The organism is Aquabacterium sp. (genome assembly GCF_049274795.1).
Lineage (GTDB): Bacteria > Pseudomonadota > Gammaproteobacteria > Burkholderiales > Burkholderiaceae_C > Aquabacterium.
On record NZ_JBASTH010000060.1, the window covers coordinates 1 to 25704 of the forward strand.

Consider the following 25704-nt stretch of genomic DNA (forward strand, 5'->3'; position numbering starts at 1 on the left):
CGCATTGATCACTTTGTCGCCGCATACAACACCGAGTGCCAACCGTTCAGGTGGACTGCTGCCGCTCACTCAATCTTGGCTAAGCTGCACCGACTTTGCTCACGTATCAGCGGGACAGGACACTAGCGGAGCCTTTCATAGTCAAGCCCGGCCCCCGCTTGTTCGATATGACCACCTTTCACCATGGATAAATTCTCGCTGCAACAGCAGGTGCTGCAACGGCTTGCCGAAGACCTGCTGCAAGTTGAACAGGCGGCGCGGGTGGCCCATGAAACGGCGACACACGAAGAAAACATCGCCGAAAACAAATACGACACCTTGGGGCTGGAAGCCGCCTATCTGGCCACGGGCCAGGCTCGTCGCGCCGAAGCCATCCGTCAGGCGATGACCCATTGGCGTCAGTTCTACCCGCACCCCTACGACGCCAGCAAAGGCATACAGCTCGGCGCGCTGGTCTGCCTGGTCGATGCGGAGGGCAAGCAGCAACAGCTTTTTCTCGGCCCGGCTGGGGGCAGCATGACTTTAGGCAGCGGCGCTCAGTTTGTTCAGGTCATCAGCACCGAAGCGCCTTTGGGCAGGGGCCTGCTGGGCAAATGCGAGGGTGACGAGGTGTCGATACAGGTCGCCTCAACCCGGCAGCAGTTCGAGGTGCTGCGGGTTCATTGAGCCGCCAGCAAGCTCACGCCTTGGCCGTCAAGGCAAGGTCAAGTCCAGGCCGAGCATCCTGCCAAAGTTGAAGGTCAGGAGCAGCAGGACCACGAGCACCAGCAAGAAGACAGCGGCCACTTTGGCGCCTGCACGCAGCACCGCGCTCGGCTTCTCTTTGCCCTTGCCCTTTCTGCCTTGGTCGTAATGCCATTTGATGGCGAAGAACATCCCCGTGCTCAGCACGACAGCCTTGAACACAATAAAGACTGTAGGGATCCAATCCATCATTTCGAGCGTTTCCAGGCAATGACACAGGCGATGACACACGCGGTGACTGATACAGAACTTTGCCAGACTGCTCGGCTGCATACCAGACTCAGTTTTCTGAGAAAAATGCGTATCAGATGGGTGTGCTGGTATGGTGTGTCACCCCTGTCAGACGCACGTTCATGAAGCGCTACGAAGTCCTTGCCGATGAGGTCGCCGAGTCCATCGCGCAGGGGCGGATACGCGCAGGGGAGCGGCTTCCGTCAGTGCGGGCCACCTGCCAGAGCAGAGGCGTCAGCCCGTCGACTGTGTTCCAGGCCTACTACCTGCTGGAAGCACGCGGGCTGATCGAGGTGCGGCCTCGCTCCGGGTACTTCGTCAGCCATGCCGTGGGCAAGCATGTGGAGCCTGAGCCGTCTGCGCCTGCCGCGGCCGGTCGTCCGGTGGAGATCACGGAGCTTGTCTTCCAGGTGCTGGGCCATGCGAAGAACCGCGCCCTGGTGCCGATGGGGTCGGCCTTTCCGAGCCCTGCGTTGTTTCCGCTGCCCAAGTTGGCGCTCTCCATGGGGAAAGCGATGCGGCGCCTCGACCCGTGGCAGACCGTGGAAGACCTCTCACCGGGCAGCGCTGAACTGCGCCGGCAGATCGCCATGCGCTATCTGGCGATGGGCTGCGGCGTCGACGCCGAAGAGATCGTCATCACGAACGGTGCGATGGAAGCGCTCAACCTCTGCCTGGAGGTGGTCACCGAGCCGGGTGACTTGGTCGCGGTGGAGTCGCCGACCTTCTATGCGGCGCTCCAGGCACTTGAGCGCCGCAAGCTGCGTGCGGTCGAGGTGGCCACCCATCCGCGTACCGGTATCGACGTCAACGCGCTGGCGGCCGTCATGGCTGAGCATCCGGTCAAGGCCTGCTGGCTGATGCCGAACTTCCAGAACCCCCTCGGCAGCCTGATGCCGGATGTCGCCAAGCAGGCGCTGGTCGAGTTGCTGGCCAAGCACAACGTGCCGCTGATCGAGGACGATGTGTACGGAGAGCTCTACTTTGGCACCAGGCGGCCGAGGCCAGCCAAGGCCTGGGACCGCAACGGCCTGGTGATGCACTGCAGCTCGTTCTCCAAAACCTTGGCGCCAGGCTATCGGGTCGGCTGGACCGCGGCGGGGCGCTTCACGGCCGAGGTGGCGAAGCGCAAGCTGATGAGTTCGCTGGCAGCGCCTGTGCCATCCCAGGAGGGGCTCAGCGAGTACCTTCGCCACGGTGGCTACGATCGGCACCTGCGCCAATTGCGCGGCCTGCTGGTGCAGCAACAGCAGCAGGTTCTGCGCGGCATCGCCAAGCACTTTCCTGCAGGCACGAAGGTCACGAGACCAGAGGGCGGCTACTTCGCCTGGGTGGAACTGCCTGCCAGCGTCAATGCGCTGGAGCTGCATCGCTTGGCGCTGTCGCATGGTGTGAGCGTGGCGCCTGGCCAGCTCTTTTCCGCAGGCAAGGGCTTCACGCACCACATGCGCGTCAACTTCGGTCACCCAGACCACAAGGATTTCGAATCGGCGCTGCAAACCGTCGGGGCCATCGCCAAAGCGCTGGTCTAGGCTGGGCCCAGATCCTGCGCAATCACCCGCTGCACATTGCGCTCGGCCAAGGCCGTGATCGTCACGAAAGGGTTCACGCCGATGGAACCTGGGATCAGCGCACTGTCGGTCACGTACAGGCGATCGTGCCCCTTCACGCGGCCATAAGCACCCGTCGCCTGCCCCAGCACGCAGCCACCCAGCGGGTGATAGCAGAAGTCATCGGCAAAGGCCTTGCCGCCGCCGAACAGATCGGTGCGGTACTGCGTGCCCTGCTTCTGGTTGATGCGGTCGATCAGTGTCTTGGCTGATTGCACGGTGGATGCGTTTTGCGCCCGCGCCCAGGAGCAGGTGCCCGCACGCGATCTGGCACTCGGAGATCACGCGGCCCTATTCGTTGATGCCACGCACCGTGAGCAGGTAGTCGCCATCGGGGCGTTGCTCGATGCGGCGCACCGGCTGCAGCGTGTGGATGCTGACGCGGCCCGTGCCCATGGCATCGGCCAGGTAGGTTTTGTCCAGGCTGCGCTTGCCCTGGTTGTTGCCGTAGATCACCTCCTGCGCCAGCGCGGAGCGTGTCACCTGCTTGATCTCTTCCTTGGCCATGTAGTTGAAGTCGTAGACGCTGGGCACGAACACGGTCTTCAGGCCGCTCTCGTGCGCATGGTCGCGCGAGACACGGGCGTAGCGGTAGCAGTTGGCGTTCTCGAACCAGGCCGGGTCAATACTGTTGACGCCCAGCATGAGCACCTGGTGGCCGGCTTCGGCCAGGCTGCGGTGTTGAACACGCGCGTGCCGGTGGCTGTGGCCGCGGAGCCCAGGGCGGTCAGGGCGCTCAGGCCGGCGCTGGCGGTCCGCTGCAGGGCCATGTAGCCCAGGAAACGACGACGGGACAGCAGGGCATGTCGGAAAGAGTTTGCTTTCCGGCATGGTGGTGCGGCGTCCGCATGCTTGACGTTAAGGTAAACCAGCGCCGCCCCGCACCTTGGGGCCGGGTTAGCACGTTGCCTGCGGCGGCCTGGCGTCAGTTGTGCGGCGTGTGCAGCGTGCCGCGCTCGGCGGCGTCGGCGGGCAGGAACATGGCCTGCAGATCGCTCAGGAAATCCAGGCCGCGCGTGGTGGGCCAGGCGCGTTGCAGATCGCGCGCGATCAGGCCCTTGGCTTCGGCCTCGGCCAGCGGGCGCTGGATGGCGGCCATGGTCAGGCCCGTGCGTTCGGCGAAGCGGGCCAACTCGAAGCCATCCTTCAGGCGCAGGCTGTTGAGCATGAACTCGAAGGGGCGGGCGTCCAGCGGGATGTCGTGCTCGTTGGACATGGGCTGGCCTTGCAGGGCCTTGTCCATGTAGGTGGCGGGTTCGCGCCAGCGCACCTGGCGCACGATGCGCTCCGGGAAGCTCAGCTTGCCATGCGCGCCCGCGCCGATGCCCAGGTAGTCACCGAACTGCCAGTAGTTCAGATTGTGCTGGCACTGGTGACTGGGGCGCGCGAACGCAGACACCTCGTAGCGGCGCAGGCCGGCGGCTTCGGTCGCTTCGATCAGGTGATCGAGCATGTCGAAGGCCGTGTCGTCATCAGGCAGATCACGTGGCGGCTGCGTGGCGAAGCGCGTGTTGGGCTCCAGCGTGAGGTGGTACAGCGACAGGTGCGGTGGTTCGAAGGCCAATGCCTGCTGCACATCGCGCTGCAACTCGGCCAGGCTCTGGCCCGGCAGGGCGTACATCAGGTCGATGTTGAAGGTCTCGAAGGCGATGCGGGCTTCTTCAATCGCCGCGCGGGCCTGGTCGCTGTTGTGCACGCGGCCTAGGGCCTTGAGCTTGGCATCGTCGAAGCTCTGCACGCCGATGGACAGGCGGTTCACGCCCGCCTCGCGGAAGCCCTTGAAGCGGTCCTTCTCGAAGGTGCCCGGGTTGGCCTCCAGCGTGATCTCGCAGCCGGCTTCCAGCGGCAGGCGCGCGCGGATGTCGGCCAGCAGGCGGTCGATGCTGGCAGGCGAGAACAGGCTGGGCGTGCCACCACCGATGAAGATGGTGTGCACGCGTCGGCCCCAGATCCGCGGCAGGCTGGATTCGAGGTCGGCGATCAGGGCGTCGATGTAGCGGGATTCAGGCAGGGCCGATGACGCGGGTGCAGCGGGTGCCAGAGGCATGTCGCCTGGCAGCTTCACGCTGGATGCCCCAGCCTTGGACCACTCATGCGAGTTGAAATCGCAGTACGGACACTTCTGCAGGCACCACGGCAAATGCACGTACAGCGACAGCGGCGGCAGCGCGGCCAGGTGGCCGGGCCGGGAGAGAGTGATCACGCGCGCAGGCCCCAGTGCAGGGCCATCAGCTCGCGCATGCGCCGGCAGGCAATGGCGCGGTGGCTGATGGCGTTCTTCTGTTCGGCGCTCATCTCGGCGGCGGTGCAGCCGTGATCCGGCAGCCACAGCAGCGGGTCGTAGCCGAAGCCTTCGGTGCCGCGCCCGCCGGATTCGACCAGTTGCCCGGCCCAGTGGCCTTCAGCGATCAGCGGCTCCGGATCCTCGGCATGGCGCACGGCCACCAGCAGGCAGGTGAAGTGGGCGTGGCGCTCGGTCTTGCCCTGCATGGTTTCCAGCAGCAGCGCGTTGTTGGCCGCATCGGCCGCCTCGCGCGGCACGCCGGCGGGGTGGCGGCCGGCATCCTGTGCATAGCGGGCCGAGCGCACGCCGGGCAGCCCGCCCAGGGCGCGCACGCACAGGCCCGAGTCATCGGCGATGGCGGCGCCACCACCCACCTGGGCGGCATGGCGCGCCTTGGCCAGCGCGTTCTCCACGAAGGTGATGTGCGGCTCTTCTGCCTCAGGGATGCCCAGGGCGCCCTGGTTGATCAGGTCCAGCCCCAGCGGGCCCAGCAAGGGCTGCAGCTCGCGCAGTTTCTTGGCGTTGTTGGAAGCCAGGATCAGGCGCAGGTGGGGCGTCATGGGCGGGTCTCTTTCGGGGGGGGGCGGGCGTGGAAGTGCGAGCGATCAGGCGGCCAGCGGCTGTTTCAGGGCTTCCTGCTGGCGTTGTACCAGTTCGCGGATGCCCTTGTCAGCCAGGGCCAGCAGCTGGTCCATCTCGGCGCGTGTGAAAGCCACGCCTTCGGCCGTGCCCTGCACCTCGACGAAGTGGCCGGCGCCGGTCATCACCACGTTCATGTCGGTGTCGCAGGCCGAATCCTCGATGTATTCCAGGTCGAGCAGCGGCGTGCCTTCGACGATGCCCACGCTGATGGCGGCGATGCTGTCCTTGACCGGGCTGGCGGTGATCTTGCCCTGGGCCAGCAGCCAGTTCACGGCGTCCATGGCGGCCACGTAGGCGCCAGTGATGGCCGCGGTGCGGGTGCCGCCATCGGCCTGAATCACGTCGCAGTCGAGGTGGATGGTGCGCTCGCCCAGCTTGCTCAGGTCGAACACGGCGCGCAGCGAGCGGCCGATCAGGCGCTGGATCTCCTGCGTGCGGCCGCTCTGCTTGCCGCGGGCGGCCTCGCGGTCGCTGCGCGTGTGCGTGGAGCGGGGCAGCATGCCGTATTCGGCGGTGACCCAGCCCTCGCCGCTGCCACGCTTGTGCGGCGGCACGCGCTCTTCCACGGAGGCGGTGCACAGCACCTTGGTGTCGCCGAACGCGATCAGCACGGAGCCCTCGGCATGCTTGGTGTAGCCACGGGTGATGGTGAGCGGACGAAGGGCGTCGGTGGCGCGGGCTTGAGGGCGTTGGTAGGCCATGGTGATCCTGGGAGAGCTGGAAAAGAGGCGACGGGAAAAACAAAATCCGGTCGCGAGGACCGGATTTTAGAGGGTGAGGTGCCGCAAGCCTGCGGGCGGGGACACTCAGGTCTTCTTGGTGGCGGCCTGCGAGGAGCGGCGGATGGCTTCGTTGATCTCGCGGATGGAGCGTTCGATCTCGGCCTCGTCCAGGTCGTCGGAATCAGCGGCTTCGCCGGGGCCGGCACCGCCCACGCTCGCCTGGATGGTGGAGGCGAAGACCTCGTCGCCCAGGGCTTCGGTGGAGACGCTGGCCGGCTCTTCATTGAGGGCCGACTCCCACTCCATAGCCAGCACGGTGACGTTGTCGCACTTGGGGCCGCCATTGCGCAGGGCTTCTTCGACCAGCTCAGGCACGGCATCGGAGATGGTGCGCGTGGCCAGATGGCGGGTGATCACGTCGTCTTCGACCGTGCCCCACAGGCCGTCGGAGCACAGCAGCAGGCGGTCGCCCTCCTGCAGCAGCAGCGGGCCGGCGGTGTCGACCACGGGCTTGCCGGGGCTGCCCAGGCAGGTGAACAGCACGTTGCGGTTGTAGCGCTCGACCATGGGCACCACGGTGGAGAGTGTGTCCTGCAGCTCGGCGTAGGAGTGGTCACGCGTGCGGGCGATGAGCTTGTCGCCGCGGACCATGTACAGGCGCGAATCGCCGCAGTGGGCCCAGTAGGCGGTGTTGCCCTGGAGGATGCAGGCCACGATGGTGGTGCGTGGCGTGTCGATCAGGCCCTTCTCGCTGGCGTAGCGCAGGAGTTGGTGGTGGCCAGCCATGATGGCTTCCTGCAGGAAGCGCAGCGGATCAGCCAGATTGGGGCGCGCGTCGCGCTGGAACAGTGCGGCGATGGTCTGCAGGGCCAGCTGCGAGGCGACTTCGCCCTCGGGGTGGCCGCCCATGCCATCGGCGAGCGCGAACAGGCCGGACTCCCGCGTGTAGCAGTAGCCCATGCGGTCTTCGTTCTTTTCGCGGCCGCCCTTGCGGCTGACCTGGTAGACAGAGAACCTCATGCCTTGGTGCCCGATTTCAGATTCTCAAGCTGCAATTTGACGCGTTCGGAGAAACTCAGTTTGGTGTACCGGCGTTCGGTCTCGCGGGCCAATTCTTTCTGCAATGCAAAAACACTCTGAGGCCGAGCCAGCGGGTCCAGCGACATGCACCATTCCGTCACTTCCAACAGATTGTCAGAATAGACATTGCGCAGTCGCGAGAGTGACAAGCTTAAACGGTCCTTTTCCAAACGCTGCGGCGCATCATTGGGCGGATAACCCTGCATGCATGCATAAATGCACGCTCCGATAGCATAAATGTCGGTCCAGGGGCCGAGCGATCCATCCCGGCGGTACATCTCGGGGGCGGCGAAGCCCGGCGTGTACATCGGGCGGATGAAATTGCCCTCTTTGGACAGCACCTCGCGCGCGGCGCCGAAATCCAGCAGCACCGCCTTGTTGTCGTTGGTGATGAAGATGTTGGCCGGCTTGATGTCCAGGTGCAGCATCTTGTGCTGATGCACGATGCGCAGGCCGCGCAGGATCTCGTCGAAGAGGCTGCGGATGGTCGATTCGCGGAAGACCTTGTCGCGCTTGAGATCACGCGCGGTGACGATGAAGTCCTGCAGGGTGTCGCCCTGCAGGTAGTTCATCACCATGTAGACGGTTTCGTTCTCGCGGAAGAAGTTGAGCACCGAGACCACGCTGGGGTGCGAGATCTGCGCCAGTGAGCGGCCTTCTTCGAAGAAGCTTTTCAGGCCCAGTCGGTACAGCGGCTGCTTGTCGGGCTTGACGCGGGGGATCAACTCACCGGGGGCACGTTCTGCCAGCGAGGCGGGCAGGTATTCCTTCAAGGCCACCAGGCGCTTGTCGGGGTCTTCGGCGAGGTACACCACACCGAAACCACCGGCCGCGAGCTTGCGCACGACCGAGTAGCCACCCACGACGGTGCCCGAAGGCAGCGGAGCGGGTTTCGGCTTTGACATAATCAGGTTTTATATGCTGTGAAAGGTGCCATGTCAGTCTACAGTATGACCGGCTATGCCAGCGCCGTGGCGTCGGTGGCAGACCACGTCGGTGAAAACACCGAGGATTCCGCCACGCACGGTACGGCACACGGTGGCGCGCGCCATGCCGTTGCCGACGGCAGCGTGGGGGCCGAACTGCGCTCCGTCAACAGCCGCTTCCTGGATCTGAGCTTCAAGATGCCCGACGAGTTCCGGGCGCTGGAGCCGGCTTTCCGTGACCTGATCACCGCCGCCTTCAAGCGCGGCAAGATGGAGTTGCGCCTGCAGCCCCAGCGCGTGGTCGACAACGCCTGGCCGCAGCCGCAGCCCGAGCAGTTGCACGCCCTGGCGCACCTGGAAAACACCGTGCAGAACTGGCTGCCCAAGGCCGGCAGCCTGACGGTGAACGAGGTGCTGAACTGGTGCCGCAGCGCGGCCCCGGCCGTGAAGCTGGAAGATGCCGCGCTGGAGGCCGTGCGCCGCTGCGTGGAGGCCATGAAGGAGGCCCGCGAGGTCGAGGGTGCGCGCCTGGTGACAGTGCTGCTGGACAAGCTGGGCCAGTTGCGTGAACTGGCCGCCCAGGCAGGCCCGCTGATCCCCCAGGCCGTGCAGCGTCAGCAGGAGCGCTTTCTGCAGCGCTATCAGGAGGCCCTGCAGGCCGTGGGCGGCTCCGTCACGCCCGAGGCCGCGCATGAGCGTGCGCTGGGTGAGGCCGCGGCCTACGCGCTGCGCATTGATGTCGATGAGGAGTTGCAGCGGCTGAAGGCCCACCTTGATGAGATCGAACGCCTGCTCAAGAAGGGCGGTGAGGCCGGCAAGCGGCTCGACTTCCTGATCCAGGAACTGCACCGTGAGGCCAACACCCTGGGCTCCAAGGCGGCGGCCCTGGAACTGACGCAGATCTCGGTGGGCATGAAGGTGCTGATCGAGCAGATGCGCGAGCAGGTGCAGAATTTAGAGTAGGGGGCACCATCCTCATGGTTCAGGTGCGCACCTCTCAAGATGTCCTTCACCGGACCGGATGCTTATCTTCTGGCACCCAAGAGCACAGCTTGCAATGAAGCATCCTCAAGCGCATAGACACCACGTGAGGCGCGCCATATGAGCGACTTGTCCTGCAGCGCTTGGAGCGCTGCTTGAGTAGATGGCACGTCGATCTTGGCTGCCGCCTCTGCGGACTCTCCGGCCGCCTTGAGCGCTTCACGGTACTTCTCCAAAGTAGCGGCTTCAAAAGGGCGGTAGTTCGTACCGCTTTCGGCCAGAACGCACAACACAGCAGTCTGCAATGGCGTGAGTGCATGGACGACGCGCATGGTCTCGGTGGCCGTGGCCTCGATCTGTTCATCGACGGCCCCCGCAAAACGGTTTGGCACATTGGCGGCCTCAAGCTCGAAATCGAATCGAATCGAATCGAATCTGCGGCAGCGCCGAGCAATTCAGGCCGCCATCCCGCTTTCTCGACCAATGTCCATACAGCATCCGCGTCGAGTTCAGCGGCTAAGCCTGCGTTCTTGCAGAACCATTCGATGTAGTTCTTATCGAGGTGCGGGAAGTTGACGAGCGGAGCCCCGTGAAACGCCTGATCCTTGCTGTTGCGAAGCATCGCGAGCTTGTCTCTGTTGGAGCCAGTGCATACCACACGCAGGCCGAAATGCTCGCTGCTGTTGAGTTCATCGCGAGCGGCTTTCAAAGCAAAGAGGCTGTCCATGCCCGCTTGGCTGGTGAGTGCATGTTGCGCTTCGTCGATCACGATCACGACGCGCTTCTTCACCTCATCGGGGAGGGCGGTCAGCGCTTGAGCCAGCGTATCGTCCTTGCCGATGCCAATGCGGTCGAGCGAAAAAATCAATGCCACCCAGCTTTCCGCCGCTGATGCCGATGCCCTTGGCAATTCTCTTGACGGCGTTGTCGTGCTTGCTCATTTCCTCGCGGATGGCGGTGGCGAGAAGCTCACTGGGGTCAACATTGCGGTCCGCCCCCAGATCAACTAGATGATGATCGCGCCTTTGCCTTCGAACTCAGGCCGTAGATCTTCACGCACGAAAGTGGACTTGCCGGTACGCCTTGGGGCCGCCAGAAAGACGCCGGAGGGCGACGCGGAGGTCGGCGACGTGTGCAGGATCTGTTCAGCCAATCTGCTGGCGAGTGCCGGGCGATGGAAGATCGAAGCTTTAGCCATGGCGTGCCATTTTAGGGGGGACTATGGTTAATAGTATTTCTCTATTGTTTGGCCCGAAAGGTGGCTCTTGCTTGCTACATTCTGTGGGGTTGCTTCAAAAGTGGAATGAGTAAAAATTCTTATAAATCAATGCCATAGGTGTTGATGCGCGCGAGCAGATGCAGCGCATCGAGTGAGGCCCTGCTCGACATGCTCGCTCACACTGGTTCAGAAGAAAAATGGCATGTCGTCCAGCGCCTTGAGCTCCTGGGCCTGTTGCCTCAGCCAGTGTTTGGCGGTGCCGGGGGCGTCCAGCCAGCGCAGGTCAAGCGTGGCGCTGTGCAGCATGGCCTGCCAGTGGCGCACTTCCTGGGCCAGCAGCACGTTCAATTTGCGGGGCTGCAGCCGTGCTCCGGGGGGCAGCATGTAGGTCATGCGCAGGTGTTCGGCCCGCATGAGCAGTTCATCCTGCAACTGTCGGAGTTGTTCGCTCAGCACGCGGTTGAAGTGGCTCACCCGATCTGATGTGGCGCGCGCCAGTTTCGCCATGTCGACCTGTTCGGTCTCTAGCTGCAGGGCAAACAGGGCCAGCAGATCCTGGCGTTCGTAGGCTTGGTTGGCGCGCTGCATAAGCGCGGTGCGCCGCTCGCGGTCCGTGTCATCGCTGGCGCGATCGGGGTGCAGTGCACTGGCCAGTTTGCGGTAGACCTCACGCAGGGATTGCGTGGCGTCTTGCGCTTCCTGTTCGCGACGCCGCTGGGCAGCGGTGGGGCGTCGGCGTGGCGTGGCGGGCCCGTCATCTTCGGGTTGGGTGAAGGCGCTGGCCTGTGCGCCTTCGGCCTGCATGCGTGCCTGCGCATGCCGCAGCAGATCCTCGGGTGAGTCGAAGGGGGCGTCACCAAGGTCCAGACCTGTCACGGCTTCAATGGTGGCCTTCATTTCTTCCAGCGACTGGGCCTGTTCGGACTCGAAATCAACCTCGGCGTGGGTGTCGTATAAGGCTTTCAGCGCCTCAGCCTGCTCGTCATCCATGAACTCGCTGTCGATCAGGTCCGCGGCCAGTTGACACATCAGGTCTCGCATCGTGGCCCGCTCCTTCTTCGTCCAGCCCTTGGGGTTGGACAGCATGGTATCCAGCCGCAGGACCAGGGTGTGTCGGCAGGTGTCCAGTTCCTGCTGTAGTGGTCGAACCTGTTGGGCATGCGCTTGCGCAAAGGCCGGGGTGTGATCGTCCCAGGCTTGAAGGTCAGCCCGGGCTTGCTCGATCTTCTTCAGCAGCTGATTGAACTTTTTTTGCGCCGGCGTCAAGGGTTGTTCAGGTGTGGGTGTGAGGGCGAGCTGGGCTGTCATGACAAAAGCACGGCGCAAAGTAGGCCGTCTTGCAGGCTGGATTGATGGGTTCAGGGGCGTGGCATTGCCTCTAGTTAGCCATTGTCCTACGGCGCCTGACGGTACGGCCGATGGGGCTGCTGTATGGATACCGCAGCAGGCCTCAAGGTTAAAAGTAATGATGTACCATCGCAATCAAATCGATAAGTCATGTCGATCTGTCCAGCGCTACTCGCGGATCCACCGCTGATCCCGTCGCGGCGCCGGTCCCTCGCCACCGGGCGTGCCTTCTCGGCCCTGTCTGCCCGGTACCTTTGGCCGGATTGATCCAGCCCCATTGCCACGCCATGCTCGTCTGACAGCGCCCCTTGACCAGGCCCGCTGCCCACGACTGAAGTCTCCGGCGGGAACTGGTGTTCGTCTGCATGTCGTGTGTCAGTGCCCTGCCGGCAGCCTTTGAGGCCCGCCGGGGCCGCCGCGTGCATCTCCGGCCGCCCCTCATCGGTTGATGGCGTGATCGCCACTGCCCGGGTGCCCCTGTGCGCCAGGCCGTGGCCATCATCCCGAACGAAAAGGAGCGCCGACTCATGGCCAAGGGAATCTTCATCGACCACGTGTTCAAGGTCTTCGGCGACAAGCCGGAGCAGGCCCTGGAACTGGTGCACCAAGGCTTGTCCAAGCAGGACATCCTGGCCCGCACGGGCCAATCCATCGGTGTGTTCGATGCCACCTTCGAGATCCAGGCGGGCGAGATCTTCGTGATCATGGGCCTGTCGGGCTCGGGCAAGTCGACGCTGGTGCGGCTGCTCAACCGCCTGATCGAGCCGACCGCCGGCCGCATCGTGATCGATGGCGAGGACATCAACGGACATTCCGATGCCAAGCTGCGCGCGCTGCGCCGCAAGGACATCAGCATGGTGTTCCAGTCCTTCGCGCTGATGCCGCACATGACGGTGCGCGACAACACGGCTTTTGGCCTGGAGCTGGCCGGCGTCGGCAAACAGGCGCGCCTGGCGCAGGCCGACCATGCGCTCGAGCAGGTGGGGCTGGCGGGTTGGGGCGACAGCTATCCCGATGAACTGTCTGGCGGCATGCAGCAGCGTGTGGGTCTGGCACGTGCGTTGGCGGCCGATCCGTCGATCCTGCTGATGGACGAGGCCTTCTCGGCGCTCGACCCGATCATCCGCACCGAGATGCAATCGGAGCTGTTGCGCCTGCAGCAGGTGCAGCGCCGCACCATCGTCTTCATCTCGCATGACCTGGACGAGGCTATGCGCATCGGTGACCGCATCGCCATCATGAAGGACGGCGTGGTGGTGCAGGTGGGCACGCCCGACGAGATCCTGCGCGCACCGGCCGATGACTTCGTGCGCAGCTTCGTGCGCGGTGTGGACGCAGCGGCCGTGTTCAAGGCCGCGGACATCGCGCGCCAGCCGCTGACCTTCATCTCCGAGCACAGCGACCGGGGCGCACGCGCGGCCCTGAAGCTGCTGGAAGAGCAGGACCGCGACTTCGCCTACGTGCTTAGCCCGACCAAGCGCTACCTGGGCGTGGTGTCGGCCGACAGCCTGCGCAGCGCGCTGGATGGGCACGTGGGGCCGCTGGGCCCGCAGCACGCCTACCTGAACGTGCCCACCATCGCGGCCGAAGCGCCCGTGGCTGACCTGTTCGGTCAGGTGGCGCAGGCCCCGTGCGCGGTGCCGGTGGTGGCCATCGATGGACGCTTCCGAGGCGTCATCAGCAAGACCACGCTGCTCAAGTTCCTGGACCGGGACACGCCGCCCATCGAGGCACCGCCAGCCACCGCGCCGGCCGCACAGCCCGAGCCCCAAGCACAGTGAACAACACGGAGGATTCCTTGATGAACGACAGCACCCTGATGCCGGTCGAGATGACGCCGGCCACCGATGCCGTGATCGACGCCCCGGCCTTGCCCACGCCTGACACGGCCCTGGACCCTTGGCAGTCCTTGTCCGTCACGCCGGATACTGCCCATGCCAACGCCTGGCTGGACGCACCGGCTGACCCCTCCGCCCTGGCGGCCGCAGCCGATGGCAGCTCAAGCGGCGTGTCATGGCATGCGCTGTTCGATGGCTCACTGCCTATCGAGCATTGGATCAACCAGGGCCTGGGCTGGGTGGTCGAGCACTTCCGCCCCTTCTTCCAGGCCGTGCGTGCGCCCATCGACGGCACGCTGGACAACGTGCAGGGCCTGCTCACCGCCTGGCCGGCCAGCACCATGATCGCGCTGATCGGCCTGCTGACCTGGCAGTTCGCGGGCCGCAAGCTGGCCGTGGGCACGGTGCTGTCGCTGCTGGTGGTGGCGATGCTGGGCATCTGGCCCGAGGCCATGGTGACCTTGTCGCTGGTGCTGACCTCGCTGCTGTTCTGCCTGCTGGTGGGCCTGCCGCTGGGTGTACTGCTGGCCAGCAGCGACCGGGCCGAGCGCCTGATGCGCCCTGTGCTCGATGCGATGCAAACCACGCCGGCCTTCGTGTACCTGGTGCCGGTGGTGATGCTGTTCGGCATCGGCAATGTGCCCGGCGTGATCGTGACCATCGTGTTCGCGCTGGCCCCGCTGGCGCGCCTGACCAACCTGGGCCTGCGCCAGGTTCGGCCTGACCTGATCGAGGCGGCCCGTGCCTATGGCGCATCGCCCTGGCAGATGCTGGTGAAGGTGCGTTTGCCGCTGGCCATGCCCTCGATCATGGCGGGCATCAACCAGGCGCTGATGTTGTCGTTGTCGATGGTGGTGATCGCGTCGATGATCGCCGTGGGCGGCCTGGGCCAGATGGTGTTGCGCGGTATCGGCCGGCTGGACATGGGCCTGGCCACCGTGGGCGGCCTGGGCATCGTGCTGCTGGCCATCACGCTGGACCGCCTCACGCAGGCCCTGGGCCGCTCGCGTCGCAGCGCTGGCCGCCACTGGTGGCACACCGGCCCGGCCGGGATGGTGCTCAAAAGCGTTCAGGGCCTGACGGGCGCCCTGCGCGGCGGCCCGCAGGCCACACCGGCCGTGCGCGAACAGGCGCACTGAGCGCCATAGCCAAAGGAATCAAGCATGACGATGAACATGACCATGACCCTGAAGAAGCCTGGGCGCCGCGCCCTGGGCCTGACCCTGATCCTGGGTGCCTTGCTGCTGGCTCCGCTGGCGCCTGCCCGTGCGGATGAAGCCCTGCCTGGTCAGGGCATCACCGTGCAGCCGCTCAAGAGCTCGCTGGCCGAGGAGGCCTTCCAGACGCTGCTGGTGTCCAAGGCGCTGGAGAAGCTGGGCTACACCGTGCTGCCCATGAAGGATCTGGAGCCAGCCACCGAGCACCTGGCCATTGCCAATGGTGACGCCACCTTCACCGCCAGCCACTGGCAGCGCCTACACGCCGATTTCTACAAGAACAGTGGTGGCGATGCCAAGCTGGCACGCGTAGGCGTGTATGCCGAAGGCGCGGTGCAGGGCTACCTGATCGACAAGAAAACAGCCGAGCAACACGGCATCACCCACCTCGATCAGTTGAAAGACCCGGCCATTGCCAAGCTGTTCGATGCGGATGGTGATAGCAAGGCGGATCTCACGGGCTGCAACCCCGGCTGGGGCTGCGAGTTGGTGATCGAGCGCCACTTGTCCGCGCTGAACCTGCGCAACCATGTAACGCACCAGCAAGGCAACTACGCCGCGCTGATGGCCGACACCATGGCCCGCTTCAAGGATGGCAAGCCCATCCTGTACTACACCTGGACACCCTACTGGGTGAGCGCTGTACTGCGCCCCGGTGTCGATGTGGTGTGGCTGCAGGTGGGTGCGCCAGGTGCGCAGGCGCCCAACGCGCAGATCGAGGCCACACGCTTGCCCAACGGGCGCAACTACGGCTTTGATGCCGATGCGCAGCATATCGTCGCCAATAAGGCCTTCATCGAGAAGAACCCGGCGGCGACCCGGCTGTTCGCCGTGATGAAGCTGCCCATCGCCGACATCAATGCGCAGAACCAGCGCATGAACGATGGGGCCAACACGCAGCGTGACATCGAGCGCCATGCAGAGGGCTGGATCCGGGCGCACCAGGCCCAGTTCGATGGCTGGGTCCAGCAGGCGCTGCAATCTCCTTCTGCGCCTTGACGAGTGTGCGGTGAGCGCGAGTTGTGGCGTGCGCGGCGCGGCCTTCGGGCCGCGCTCCGCTATCGAACCATGGCGCAGTGATTACGCCGGTCTGGTTTACGCTTGATCTGCAGGCTGCACCGTGTCTGCTTGAAGTCTGCCGTTGACATGCAGCGTCCGCGTCGGGAAGGCGAATGCCACGCCGATGGCCGCGAACTCCTGCATCAGCTTGAGGTTCAGCGCCTGCCGCTCGTCCATGTAGACGTTGTAGTCCGGATCGAGCACGATGAACACCACCTCGTAATCCAATGAGCTCTCTCCGAAGTTCAGCAAGTGGGCGCGGTCGAAGCGCAGGCGCGGGCTGGACTCGATGGCATGCTTGACGATCTGGGTCACCTGCTGCGCTTGCTCGGGCGTGGTGTCATAGGTGATGCCGAAGGTGTAGACGATGCGGCGCTGCTGCAGGCGCTTGTAGTTGCTGATGGTCTGCTTGAGCAGGTCGGTGTTGGACACCACCACCTGCTCACCACCCAGGCTGCGGATGCGGGTGCTCTTGAGGCCCACATGCTCGATCGTGCCCGACACGTTGTTGACCACGATGAAATCGCCCACCTCGAAGGGTTTGTCGATGGCGATCGACAGCGAGGCGAACAGATCGCCCAGCACGTTTTGCACCGCCAGCGCCACCGCGATGCCGCCCACACCCAGGCTGGCCACGAAGGCCGTGACGTTGACCCCCAGGTTCGACAGGATGGCCAGGATCAGCGTGGCCCACAAGATCGTGCGCAGCCCCCATGACATCAGGGTGGTGGTGGCGCTCATGTGCGCCGCATTGGCGGCCTCGTGCCGCTGCACATAGCGCGTGAGCAGCAGGCTGATCGCCTTGCCGCCCCACAAGCCGAGCTGCAGGGCCAGCACGATGAACCACGCCTGGTCCATGCGCCGCTGCCAGGCATCGGTCAGGTCCACCAGCCCCAGCCCGATCAGCAGCGACATCAGGGCCAGCAGGCCGCGGTTGGTCGAGCCCAGCACCGCCGCGATGTCGTCATCCAGCGTGTTCTGGCTCTTGCCGGCCATGGCTTTGAAACGGCCCATCGCCAGCCGCAGCACCAGGCTAAAAATCGCGAACACGGCAATGGCCACCAGCAGGGCGATCGCCCATTGCCGGGCGTCGGCGCCCATGAAGGTCAGGGAAAGAAGAGATGAAGGAGTCATGGCGAGGTGGGTGGTAAGGCGGGTTCAGATAATTTAATTTATACAAATGTAATTGGATGACCGTGGGCACATGGGTGGATGCCAACCTTGTGAGCAAGGTTGGGCAAACCGCATGCCGATGCGCTGCCTTTCTGGGAATTCTGATTACCGGACAAAATCAATTCACGATTGATTCATAATCCAAATAAGAATCATTCTTGAGATGTGGCGGTGCCCTACCGGGCACCGTTTCTTTTCCTGCCCAACCAAAGGACCACCATGAAGCGTTTCAACGCCTTCAAGCCGCTGCTGCTGGCCGCTGCCCTGATCTCCGCCTCGGCCCATGCCCATTTCGTCTGGCTGGAGCCGGGTGCCAAGCCGGGTGAATCCAACGCCTACTTCGGCGAATGGGCCGATGACGTGCGTGAAACCGAATCCGGCTACCTCAAGATCCTGACCGCACCGCGTGGTGTGGCCGCCGATCCCAACACCGTGAGCGTGACCCGCCACAACGACCATCTGGCCCTCAAGGGCCCCGCCACGGGCGATGCCCGTCTGGTGGTCGGCTACCTCAACGACAAGGGGGTGCTCAGCCTGTACCAGCCCAAGAGCGGTCGCACCGAAACGGCTGCACGCCACGCGCTGGAGCTGGTGCCCACGGCCGCCAACAGCAACAGCTTCACCCTGCTGCTCAATGGCAAGCCGCTGCCCTCCAAGGATGTGGTGGTGTTCGGCCCGCCCAAGTGGAGCAAGACCTTTCACACTGACAAGGAAGGCCGCGTCACCATCGCCACGCCCTGGCCCGGCCAGTACGTGATCGAAGTCGGCCACCTGGACAAGGAAGCCAGTGGCCAGTGGGATGGCAAGCCCTATACCCAGACCCGCCACGTCTCCACGCTGACCTTTGTGATGCCCTGATGACCAAGCCGGCCCGTCCATGGCCGGTCGCCCGCCGCCTGGCGCTGATCGTGCTGGCCGTGGTTGCCGGCGCATCGTATTTCTTCGTCTGGCGGGGGCAGGCTGCGCCTGTCACCGACATCAATGTCTGGGCCGGTCCTGTGCCGGTGCGGGTGACCTCGGCCACACAGGAGGACATGGACCTGTGGGTCAAGGCCGTCGGCACCGTCACGCCGTACAACACGGTCACGGTGCGCCCGCGCGTGGCCGGGCAACTGATCCGTGTGCACTTCAAGGAAGGCCAGCAGGTACAGGCCGGTCAGTTGCTGGCCGAGATCGACCCTGAGCCGCTGCGCGTCAAGCTCGCTCAGGCGCAGGGTCAGCAGGCCCAGAACCTGGCCCAGCTCAAAAATGCCGAGTCGGAGCTGGCCACCTACAAGGGCTTGTTCGAGAAGGATTCGATCGCGCGGCAGGTGGTGGACCGCCAGGTCGCGCTGGTCAACCAGTTGCGCGGCACCCGCCAATCCGATCAGGCCCAGGTGGATGAGGCCCAACTGCAGTTGTCCTACACGCGCATCGTGGCGCCCATCGCCGGCCGCATCGGTCTGCGCCAACTCGACGCTGGCAACCTGGTCGCGGCCGACACCGGCAATGGCCAGGCGCTGACCACGATCACGCAGACGCGCCCCATCAACGTGAGCTTCAACCTGCCTGATGCGCAGGTGGCCGATGTGCGCGTATCGCATTCGGCCGGCAAGCCGCTGGTGGTCGAGGTGTGGGGCCGTGGCGAGGCGCGCAAGCTGGCCACCGGCCAACTGGCTACGCTGGACAACCAGATCGACACGCCCACCGGCACGCTCAAGCTCAAGGCCCGTTTCGACAACGCGGATGACGGCCTGTTCCCCAACCAGTTCGTCAACGTGCGCCTGCAGGTGCGCCAACTGGCCCAGGCCGTGACCATCGTGGCCGATGCCGTGCAGCATGGCTCCAAGGGCGATTACGTCTATGTGATCCAGGATGGCAAGGCGCGTGTGCGTCCCGTCACGCTGGGCCCGGTCTCCGGTGACCGCGTGGCCGTGAGCAAGGGCCTGGCCGCTGGCGAGAAGATCGTGCTCGAAGGGCTGGACCGTCTCAACGACGGCAAGCCCGTGATCCTGCAAGGCAGCTAAGGCGTGTGACCGGATGAACATCTCCCGCCCGTTCATCGTGCGGCCGGTGGCCACTGCGCTGCTGATGCTGGCGTTGCTGATCTCCGGCCTGCTGGCCTGGCGGCAATTGCCCGTGTCGGCGCTGCCGCAGGTCGACGTGCCCATCATCCAGGTCTTCACCTTCCAGCCGGGTGCCAGCCCGGACGTGACGGCCCGCACCATCACCGCGCCGCTGGAGCGCCGCCTGGGCCAGATCCCGGGCCTGGCGCAGATGTCGTCGACCAGCGCTGCCGGCGCCTCGGTGATCACCCTGCAGTTCGCGCTGGAGGTGGACCTGGGCGTGGCCGAGCAGGAGGTGCAGTCCGCCTTGAACACGGCGGCCACGCTGTTGCCTGAAGACCTGCCCACCCCGCCCATCTACCGCAAGGTCAATCCGGCGGATGCCCCTATCCTGACGCTGGCGATCACGTCCAGCACCTTGCCTTTGCCGCAGGTGCATGATCTGGTCGATGCGCGCATTGCCCAGAAGCTGTCCCAGGTGCCCGGTGTTGGTTTGGTGAGCCTGGCCGGTGGGCAGCGCCCGGCCCTGCGCGTTCAGGTGCAGCCGGCCGCACTGGCCGCCCATCAGCTCAGCCTGGAGGATGTGCGCAAGGCCATCGCCGCAGCCAACAGCAACCAGCCCAAGGGCAGCTTCGACGGGCGGTTCCGCTCGACCATGCTCGATGCCAACGACCAGATCCGTTCCAGCGATGATTACCGCCGCCTGATCGTGGCCTGGCGCGATGGCGCGCCCTTGCGCCTGGGCGATGTCGCCACCGTGGTCGATGGCGCCGAGGACCGCTTCATGGGCGCCTGGGCCAATGAGGCGCCGGCCGTGCTGGTGAACGTGCAGCGCCAGCCCGGCGCCAACGTGATCGCCGTGGCCGACCGCGTGCGCGCCATGCTGCCGCAGCTCACAGCCACCATGCCCGCCGCCGTCGAGGTCGCCGTGCTGACCGACCGCACCGGCAGCATCCGTGCCTCGGTGCGCGATGTGCAGAAGGAGCTGGTCTTCGCCTGCGCGCTGGTGGTGATGGTGACCTTCCTGTTCCTGCGCAACCTGCCCGCCACGGTGATCCCGGGCGTGGCCGTGCCGCTGTCGCTGGTGGGCACCTTCGGGGTCATGTACCTGGCGGGCTTCTCGGTCAACAACCTCAGCCTGATGGCGCTGACGATCGCCACAGGCTTTGTGGTCGATGATGCCATCGTGATGCTGGAGAACGTGGCGCGCCACCGCGAGGCAGGCGCCTCGCGCCTGGAGGCTGCGCTCAAGGGGGCTGCCGAGATCGGCTTCACGCTGATTTCGCTCACCGTGTCCCTGGTGGCCGTGCTGATCCCGCTGCTCTTCATGGGCGATGTGGTGGGCCGCCTGTTCCATGAGTTCGCGGTGACGCTGGCCGTGGCCATCGGCCTGTCGCTGGTGGTTTCGCTCACGCTCACGCCGATGATGTGCGCGCGCATGCTGCCGCACATGACGCATGACGCCGCTGGCAAGCCCGACTGGATGGACCGCATCGTGGCCCGCTACGCGCAGGGCCTGGACTGGGTGCTGGCCCGCCAGCCGCTGGCCATGGGCGCCATGCTGGCCACCGTGGTGCTGACCGTGCTGCTGTATGCCTGGGTGCCCAAGGGCTTCTTTCCGCTGCAGGACAGCGGCGTGGTGCAGGCCGTGACCGAGGCGCCGCAGAGCGTGTCCTTCGGCACCATGGCCCAGCGCCAGCAGGCCCTGGCCGCGCAGATTCTGACGGATCCCGATGTGGCCAGCCTGTCCTCCTTTATTGGCGTGGATGGCGGCAATGCCAGCCTCAACAGCGGCCGCATGCTGATCAACCTCAAGCCGCATGGCGAGCGAGATGCCTCGGCGCAGGAGGTCATCGAGCGCCTGCGCCAGCGCATCGGCCAGGTGCAGGGCATCACCGCCTGGTTCCAGCCTGTGCAGGAACTGAGCATGGAAGACCGCGTCAGCCGCACCCAGTACCAGTTCACACTGACGGCGCCTGACGGCGCGTTGCTGGATCAATGGGTGCCGCGCCTGGTCGAGCGCCTGCGTGCGCGGGCAGAGCTGTCCGATGTGGCCAGCGATCTGCAGAGCCAGGGCCTGCAGGCCCATGTGGAGATCGACCGCGATGCGGCCGCCCGCCTGGGTGTGAGCGTGGCCGACATCGCCACGGCCCTTCGCAATGCCTTTGGCCAGCGCCAGGTGGCCACGCTGTTCACGCAAGCCAGCCAGTACCGCGTGGTGCTGGAGGTCGATCCGAAGCAGGCCCAGGGCCTGGAGGCCGTGCTCGACAGCTATGTCTCCACGCCGGCTCGCAAGCCGGTGCCCTTGGGCGCTGTGGTGCGCGTCACGCAGCGCCATGCGCCGCTGCTGGTGAACCACCAGGGGCAGTTCCCGTCGAGCACCGTGTCCTTCAACCTGGCGAAGGACGTGTCGCTGGGCCAGGCCGTGCAGGCCATCGACGACGAACTGGCGCAACTGCAGATGCCTGCCAGCATCGACCACCGCTACCAGGGTGCGGCCCAGGCCTTCCGAGGCTCGCTGTCGAACACGCTGTGGCTGATCCTGGCCGCCGTGCTGACCATGTACATCGTGCTGGGCATCCTGTATGAGAGCACCATCCACCCCGTCACCATCTTGTCCACCTTGCCGTCGGCGGCGGTGGGTGCGTTGCTGGCGCTGGTGATCACGGGCCAGCCGCTGGACCTGATCGCCGTGATCGGCATCGTGCTGCTGATCGGCCTGGTCAAGAAGAACGGGATCATGATGGTGGACTTCGCGCTCGATGCGCAGCGCAACCAGGGGCTGAGCCCGCCCGAGGCCATCCGCCAGGCCGCGCTGATGCGCTTTCGCCCCATCCTGATGACGACGCTGGCCGCGCTGGTGGGTGCCATCCCGCTGATGCTGGCCCAGGGTTCGGGTGCCGAGTTGCGCCAGCCCCTGGGCCTGGTGATGGTGGGCGGGCTGCTGGTCAGCCAGGTGCTCACGTTGTTCACCACGCCGGTGGTCTACCTGTTCTTTGATCGCCTGTCCCGGCGGCGTGCGGCTGCAGGCACGGCTGACGAGGCCCATGAGCCCGCGCGTTGAGCCATGAACCTGGCCCGCGTGTTCATCCGCTGCCCGGTGGCCTGCGCCCTGATCGCGCTGGCCATGCTGCTGGCCGGGCTGCTGTCCTGGCGCTTGTTGCCGGTGGCGCCGCTGCCCCAGGTGGATTTCCCCATCATCACCGTGAGTGCCAGCCTGCCGGGTGCCAGCCCGGACAGCATGGCCGCCACCGTGGCCACCCCGTTGGAGCGGGCCCTGGGCAGTATTGCCGGGGTCAATGCCATCACCTCGTCCAGCAACCAGAGTGCCACCGAGGTGCGCCTGGAGTTCGACCTGGGACGCAATGTCGATGAGGCCGCGCGCGAGGTGCAGGCCGCCATCAACGCGGCGCGGGGGCAGCTGCCATCGGGCATGCCCGGCAACCCCACCTACCGCAAGATCAACCCCACGCAGGCGCCGATCCTGGCCTTGGCCGTGGCCTCGCCCAACCTGCCGCCCAGCCGCCTGTACGACATCGCCTCGACCGTGCTGGCGCAGAAACTTTCGCAGATCATCGGTGTGGGCGAGGTGAGCGTGAGCGGTGCTTCGTTGCCAGCGGTGCGCGTGCAGCTCGATCCCGATGCCTTGATGCACCACGGCATCTCGCCCGACCAGGTTCGCCAGGCCCTGGCCAATGCCAATGCTCAGCAGGCCTGGGGCGCGGTGGAGCAGGGCGAGCGCCGCTGGCAGATCCACCTGGCCGATCCGCTGCGCAACGCCGCCGATTTCAGTGGGCTGGTGGTGCGGGAGCAGGGCGGGGCGGTGGTGCGCCTGGCCGATGTCGCCAAGGTCTTCGATGCCACGGAGGACCGCTACAGCAGCGGCTTTCACAACGACAAGCCCGCTGTGGTGCTGCTGGTGAGCCGGCGCGCAGGCGCCAACATCGTCGAGACCATCGATGCCATCAAGGCGCAGATGCCAGCCCTTCATGCCCTGATGCCGACGGACAGCACGCTCTCGCTGGTGATGGACCGCTCACCCGGCATCCGCGCCACGCTGCGTGATGCGCAGCTCACACTGGTGCTGTCGGCCATGCTGGTGGTGCTCGTGGTGTGGGCCTTCCTGGGCAGTGCCCGGGCGGCGCTGGTGCCCAGCCTGGCGATCCCGTTCTCTCTGGCGGGCGCCTTCGTGGTCATGTACCTGTGCGGCTTCTCGCTCAATAACCTCAGCCTGATGGCGCTGATTGTGGCCACCGGCCTGGTGGTGGATGACGCCATCGTGGTGCTGGAGAACATCGAGCGGCACATCGAGGCGGGGCTGTCGCCCATCCGAGCGGCCTTCCGCAGTGCGCGCGAGGTGGGCTTCACGCTGATCGCCATGAACGGCTCGATTGCGGTGATCTTCGTGTCCATCCTGTTCATGGGCGGCCTGGTGGAGCGCTTCTTCCGCGAGTTCTCGATCACGCTGGTGGGCGTGATGGTGGCCTCGCTGATCGCTTCGCTCACGCTCACGCCGGCCTTGTGTGCGCACTGGCTGCGGGCCAGGCGTGCGGATGTGCAGGCTGGTGTGTCCGGTGTCACGTCGCCTGCCAGGGGTGTTTGGGGTGGGCAGTGGCAGCGGTTCCAGCGCTTCATGTCTCGCGTGGGGCCTGATCTGTTCGAACGTGCACGCGCCACGTATGCCCATACCCTGGACTGGGCCCTGGGGCATGGCATCGCCGTGCTAGGAGTGCTGGCCGTGGTGGTTGGCCTGAACGTGTACCTCTACATCGAGATTCCCAAGGGCCTGCTGCCCACGCAGGACACGGGGCAGCTCGGCGGGTTCGTGCGCGGAGACGATGGCTTTTCCTTCCAGATCATGCAGCCCAAGATCGAGGCCTTCCGCCAGGTCGTGCTGGCCGACCCGGCCGTGCAGGATGTGACGGGCACCACGGGCGGCCGGATCGGGCTGAGCAATGCCTGGTTGCGCATCCGCCTCAAACCGCTGCCGGAGCGTGGCGTGTCGGCCCAAGAGGTTGTGCAGCGCCTTAGGGCCAAGGCCCCCAAGGTTCCCGGTGGCCTCCTGCTGATCAGCGTGGATCAGGACCTCAAGCTGAACTCTCCCTTCGGCCAGAGCGATCAGACCCTGGTGCTGCTCTCGGACGATCTGAGCGTGCTGCGCCCGTGGTCGCGCAAGATTGCCGACGCCATGAAGGAGATGCCCGAGCTGGTCGATGTGGACAGCGATGCGGGCGAGGCCGCGCAGCAGGTGGTGCTGGACATCGACCGTGAGGCCGCCCGCCGCCTGGGCGTGGACATGGCCATGGTGGCCACAGTGCTCAACAATGCCTTCTCGCAGCGCCAGGTGGCCACGCTGTTCGACCCGATGAACCAGTACCGCGTGGTGATGGAGTTCTCGCCGCGCTACACCGAACGCCCCGAGGCCCTGGCCAACCTGATGGTGCTGACCAGCACAGGGGATCGCGTGCCGCTCAGCACGTTCGCCACCTGGCGCTATGGCTTGTCGACCGACCGCGTCTACCACGACAGCCAGTTCGCAGCCGCCGCCGTGGGCTATGCACTGGCACCGGGCGTCACGGCGCAACAGGCCAACCGCGCCATCGATGCCATGATGGCCAAGCTGATGGTGCCCTCCAGCATCTATGTGCGCCCCGATGGCGCCATCCGGGGCTTTGGCAACACCATCCAGCAGCAGCCCTGGTTGCTGCTGGGGGCCGTGCTGGCCGTGTACCTGGTGCTCGGAGTGCTGTACGAAAGTACGCTGCACCCCTTGAGCATCCTGTCCACGCTGCCATCGGCAGGCGTGGGGGCCTTGCTGGCCCTGCGCGTGGTGGGCGGCGAGTTCAACCTGATCGCGCTGCTGGGCCTGTTCCTGCTGATCGGCATCGTGATGAAGAACGCCATCCTGATGGTGGACGTGGCCCTGCACAACGAGCGCCGGCTCGGTCTGGCGCCGCGCCAGGCCATCCACCTGGCGGCCGTGCAGCGCCTGCGCCCCATCCTGATGACCAATCTGGCTGGCCTGCTGGGCGCCGTGCCGCTGGCCCTGGCCTTCGGCGAGGGCGCCGAACTGCGCCGGCCGCTGGGCATCGCCATCGTGGGTGGCCTGGCAGTGAGCCAGATGCTCACGCTCTACACCACGCCGGTGGTGTTCCTCACGCTGGAGCGTTGGCGGCAGCGCGTGCTGGCGCGGCGTTCACATGGCGGCGAGTCCAACAACGAGCACACCGCCTCTTCCGACCTGGCCCAAGTGAGCCCCAAGTCATGATCCCAATGCCCTCTGTCCGCTTGACCGCACTGCTTGGCCTGTTCACGGCGCTGCTGGCCGGGTGCAGCACCGGCTCTGTGCACCCGCCGCCGTCTGCGGCCTTGTCCGAGTCGGCCACGGCCGGTTTCAAGCACCAGGCGGGCTGGCAGCCCTTGTCTGCGCTGACGCCGCCTGCTGCCGGGCCGTGGTGGCAATCCTTCGGCGATGCCGAGCTGGACCGCCTGATGCAGGCCGCCAACACGGCCAACTTGGATGTGGCCCAGGCCGCCGCGCGCGACCGCCAGGCGCGCGCCCTGTGGCGCCAGGCCGGTGCGGCCC

The 25704-nt window shown here is 65.6% G+C and carries 24 protein-coding genes and 2 pseudogenes; 13 read left to right on the forward strand and 13 right to left on the reverse strand.

From position 1 onward, the window contains the following. The first annotated feature begins 183 nt into the window (after positions 1-183). Complete coding sequence (locus tag WAQ08_RS09055; protein ID WP_422191114.1) at positions 184-666, forward strand: GreA/GreB family elongation factor; 483 nt, start codon at positions 184-186, stop codon at positions 664-666. Positions 667-693: 27 nt separating this feature from the next. Here the strand turns inward: WAQ08_RS09055 and WAQ08_RS09060 are convergent, their stop codons facing one another. Next, a complete protein-coding gene (locus tag WAQ08_RS09060; RefSeq protein WP_422191116.1) occupies positions 694-1017 on the reverse strand; it encodes a hypothetical protein in 324 nt (107 codons plus the stop codon). A gap of 80 nt (positions 1018-1097) precedes the next feature. Here WAQ08_RS09060 and WAQ08_RS09065 point away from each other — a divergent pair, with 80 nt between their 5' ends. Then, a complete protein-coding gene (locus WAQ08_RS09065; protein WP_422191118.1) occupies positions 1098-2507 on the forward strand; it encodes a PLP-dependent aminotransferase family protein in 1410 nt (469 codons plus the stop codon). Here WAQ08_RS09065 and WAQ08_RS09070 read toward each other — a convergent pair. The 8 genes and pseudogenes from WAQ08_RS09070 to WAQ08_RS09105 form a co-directional block, all read right to left on the reverse strand. Further along, positions 2504-2737 carry a GMC oxidoreductase gene (locus tag WAQ08_RS09070; RefSeq protein ID WP_422191157.1) on the reverse strand — a complete coding sequence of 78 codons (234 nt, stop codon included), beginning with the start codon at positions 2735-2737 and terminating at the stop codon, positions 2504-2506. The genes WAQ08_RS09065 and WAQ08_RS09070 overlap by 4 nt on opposite strands. A 3-nt stretch (positions 2738-2740) precedes the next feature. Then, positions 2741-2827, reverse strand: a pseudogene (locus WAQ08_RS09075) (hypothetical protein); the annotation flags it as partial. A 49-nt stretch (positions 2828-2876) separates the two neighbouring features. Continuing rightward, positions 2877-3230, reverse strand: coding sequence for a hypothetical protein (locus WAQ08_RS09080; protein WP_422191120.1), 354 nt, complete (start codon positions 3228-3230; stop codon positions 2877-2879). Between the two features lie 280 nt (positions 3231-3510). Then, positions 3511-4788: a radical SAM family heme chaperone HemW gene (gene hemW, locus WAQ08_RS09085; RefSeq protein WP_422191122.1), complete on the reverse strand. Its 1278-nt coding sequence runs from the start codon at positions 4786-4788 to the stop codon at positions 3511-3513. Then, complete coding sequence (gene rdgB, locus WAQ08_RS09090) at positions 4785-5429, reverse strand: RdgB/HAM1 family non-canonical purine NTP pyrophosphatase (protein WP_422191124.1); 645 nt, start codon at positions 5427-5429, stop codon at positions 4785-4787. Before rdgB ends, hemW begins: the two co-directional genes overlap by 4 nt. A 45-nt stretch (positions 5430-5474) precedes the next feature. Next, positions 5475-6212, reverse strand: a complete 738-nt coding sequence (rph, locus tag WAQ08_RS09095; RefSeq protein ID WP_422191126.1) for a ribonuclease PH — start codon at positions 6210-6212, stop codon at positions 5475-5477. 105 nt (positions 6213-6317) lie between these two features. Next, the gene (locus tag WAQ08_RS09100; RefSeq protein ID WP_422191128.1) at positions 6318-7253 is read right to left on the reverse strand and encodes a PP2C family protein-serine/threonine phosphatase; all 936 of its coding nucleotides are present in this window, start codon (positions 7251-7253) and stop codon (positions 6318-6320) included. Further along, on the reverse strand, positions 7250-8218 hold the full coding sequence (locus tag WAQ08_RS09105; RefSeq protein ID WP_422191130.1) for a serine/threonine protein kinase: 969 nt from the start codon (positions 8216-8218) through the stop codon (positions 7250-7252). The genes WAQ08_RS09100 and WAQ08_RS09105 overlap by 4 nt, the downstream gene beginning before the upstream one ends. A gap of 30 nt (positions 8219-8248) precedes the next feature. Between WAQ08_RS09105 and WAQ08_RS09110 the strand changes: the two genes are divergently transcribed. Then, complete coding sequence (locus WAQ08_RS09110) at positions 8249-9202, forward strand: YicC/YloC family endoribonuclease (protein ID WP_422191132.1); 954 nt, start codon at positions 8249-8251, stop codon at positions 9200-9202. Positions 9203-9264: 62 nt separating this feature from the next. On the opposite strand, the gene WAQ08_RS09115 is transcribed toward WAQ08_RS09110, so the two are convergent. Next, a complete protein-coding gene (locus tag WAQ08_RS09115) occupies positions 9265-9552 on the reverse strand; it encodes a hypothetical protein (protein ID WP_422191133.1) in 288 nt (95 codons plus the stop codon). Here WAQ08_RS09115 and WAQ08_RS09120 point away from each other — a divergent pair. Together WAQ08_RS09120 and WAQ08_RS09125 are read left to right on the forward strand one after the other, a co-directional pair. Further along, complete coding sequence (locus WAQ08_RS09120; protein ID WP_422191135.1) at positions 9538-9771, forward strand: hypothetical protein; 234 nt, start codon at positions 9538-9540, stop codon at positions 9769-9771. The genes WAQ08_RS09115 and WAQ08_RS09120 overlap by 15 nt on opposite strands. Before the next feature lie 38 nt (positions 9772-9809). After that, entirely contained in the window at positions 9810-10112 is a 303-nt protein-coding gene (locus WAQ08_RS09125) for a hypothetical protein (RefSeq protein WP_422191137.1), read from the forward strand. Between the two features lie 114 nt (positions 10113-10226). Here the strand turns inward: WAQ08_RS09125 and WAQ08_RS09130 are convergent, their stop codons facing one another. Together WAQ08_RS09130 and WAQ08_RS09135 are read right to left on the reverse strand one after the other, a co-directional pair. After that, the gene (locus WAQ08_RS09130) at positions 10227-10418 is read right to left on the reverse strand and encodes a hypothetical protein (protein WP_422191139.1); all 192 of its coding nucleotides are present in this window, start codon (positions 10416-10418) and stop codon (positions 10227-10229) included. Between the two features lie 207 nt (positions 10419-10625). Continuing rightward, positions 10626-11705: a J domain-containing protein gene (locus tag WAQ08_RS09135; protein ID WP_422191141.1), complete on the reverse strand. Its 1080-nt coding sequence runs from the start codon at positions 11703-11705 to the stop codon at positions 10626-10628. A gap of 608 nt (positions 11706-12313) precedes the next feature. Here WAQ08_RS09135 and proV point away from each other — a divergent pair. Genes proV through proX form a run of 3 tightly spaced genes read left to right on the forward strand, consistent with a single transcriptional unit; the run spans position 12314 to position 15840 of the window. Beyond that, a complete protein-coding gene (proV, locus tag WAQ08_RS09140) occupies positions 12314-13567 on the forward strand; it encodes a glycine betaine/L-proline ABC transporter ATP-binding protein ProV (protein ID WP_422191143.1) in 1254 nt (417 codons plus the stop codon). A gap of 20 nt (positions 13568-13587) precedes the next feature. Next, a complete protein-coding gene (proW, locus tag WAQ08_RS09145) occupies positions 13588-14763 on the forward strand; it encodes a glycine betaine/L-proline ABC transporter permease ProW (protein WP_422191145.1) in 1176 nt (391 codons plus the stop codon). Between the two features lie 42 nt (positions 14764-14805). Then, entirely contained in the window at positions 14806-15840 is a 1035-nt protein-coding gene (gene proX / locus WAQ08_RS09150) for a glycine betaine/L-proline ABC transporter substrate-binding protein ProX (protein ID WP_422191159.1), read from the forward strand. Between the two features lie 96 nt (positions 15841-15936). On the opposite strand, the gene WAQ08_RS09155 is transcribed toward proX, so the two are convergent. Beyond that, a complete protein-coding gene (locus WAQ08_RS09155) occupies positions 15937-17001 on the reverse strand; it encodes a mechanosensitive ion channel family protein (protein ID WP_422191147.1) in 1065 nt (354 codons plus the stop codon). A gap of 291 nt (positions 17002-17292) precedes the next feature. On the opposite strand from WAQ08_RS09155, the gene WAQ08_RS09160 reads away from it, so the two are divergent. The 5 genes and pseudogenes from WAQ08_RS09160 to WAQ08_RS09180 form a co-directional block, all read left to right on the forward strand. Next, a complete protein-coding gene (locus tag WAQ08_RS09160; RefSeq protein ID WP_422191149.1) occupies positions 17293-17931 on the forward strand; it encodes a DUF4198 domain-containing protein in 639 nt (212 codons plus the stop codon). Beyond that, positions 17931-19079, forward strand: coding sequence for an efflux RND transporter periplasmic adaptor subunit (locus WAQ08_RS09165; protein ID WP_422191151.1), 1149 nt, complete (start codon positions 17931-17933; stop codon positions 19077-19079). Before WAQ08_RS09160 ends, WAQ08_RS09165 begins: the two co-directional genes overlap by 1 nt. A 13-nt stretch (positions 19080-19092) precedes the next feature. Next, on the forward strand, positions 19093-22182 hold the full coding sequence (locus WAQ08_RS09170) for a multidrug efflux RND transporter permease subunit (protein WP_422191153.1): 3090 nt from the start codon (positions 19093-19095) through the stop codon (positions 22180-22182). A gap of 3 nt (positions 22183-22185) precedes the next feature. Further along, positions 22186-25386 (forward strand): efflux RND transporter permease subunit, encoded by a 3201-nt coding sequence (locus WAQ08_RS09175; RefSeq protein ID WP_422191155.1) that lies wholly within the window; start codon positions 22186-22188, stop codon positions 25384-25386. A 5-nt stretch (positions 25387-25391) separates the two neighbouring features. Beyond that, positions 25392-25704: pseudogene (locus WAQ08_RS09180) on the forward strand (hypothetical protein); the annotation flags it as partial.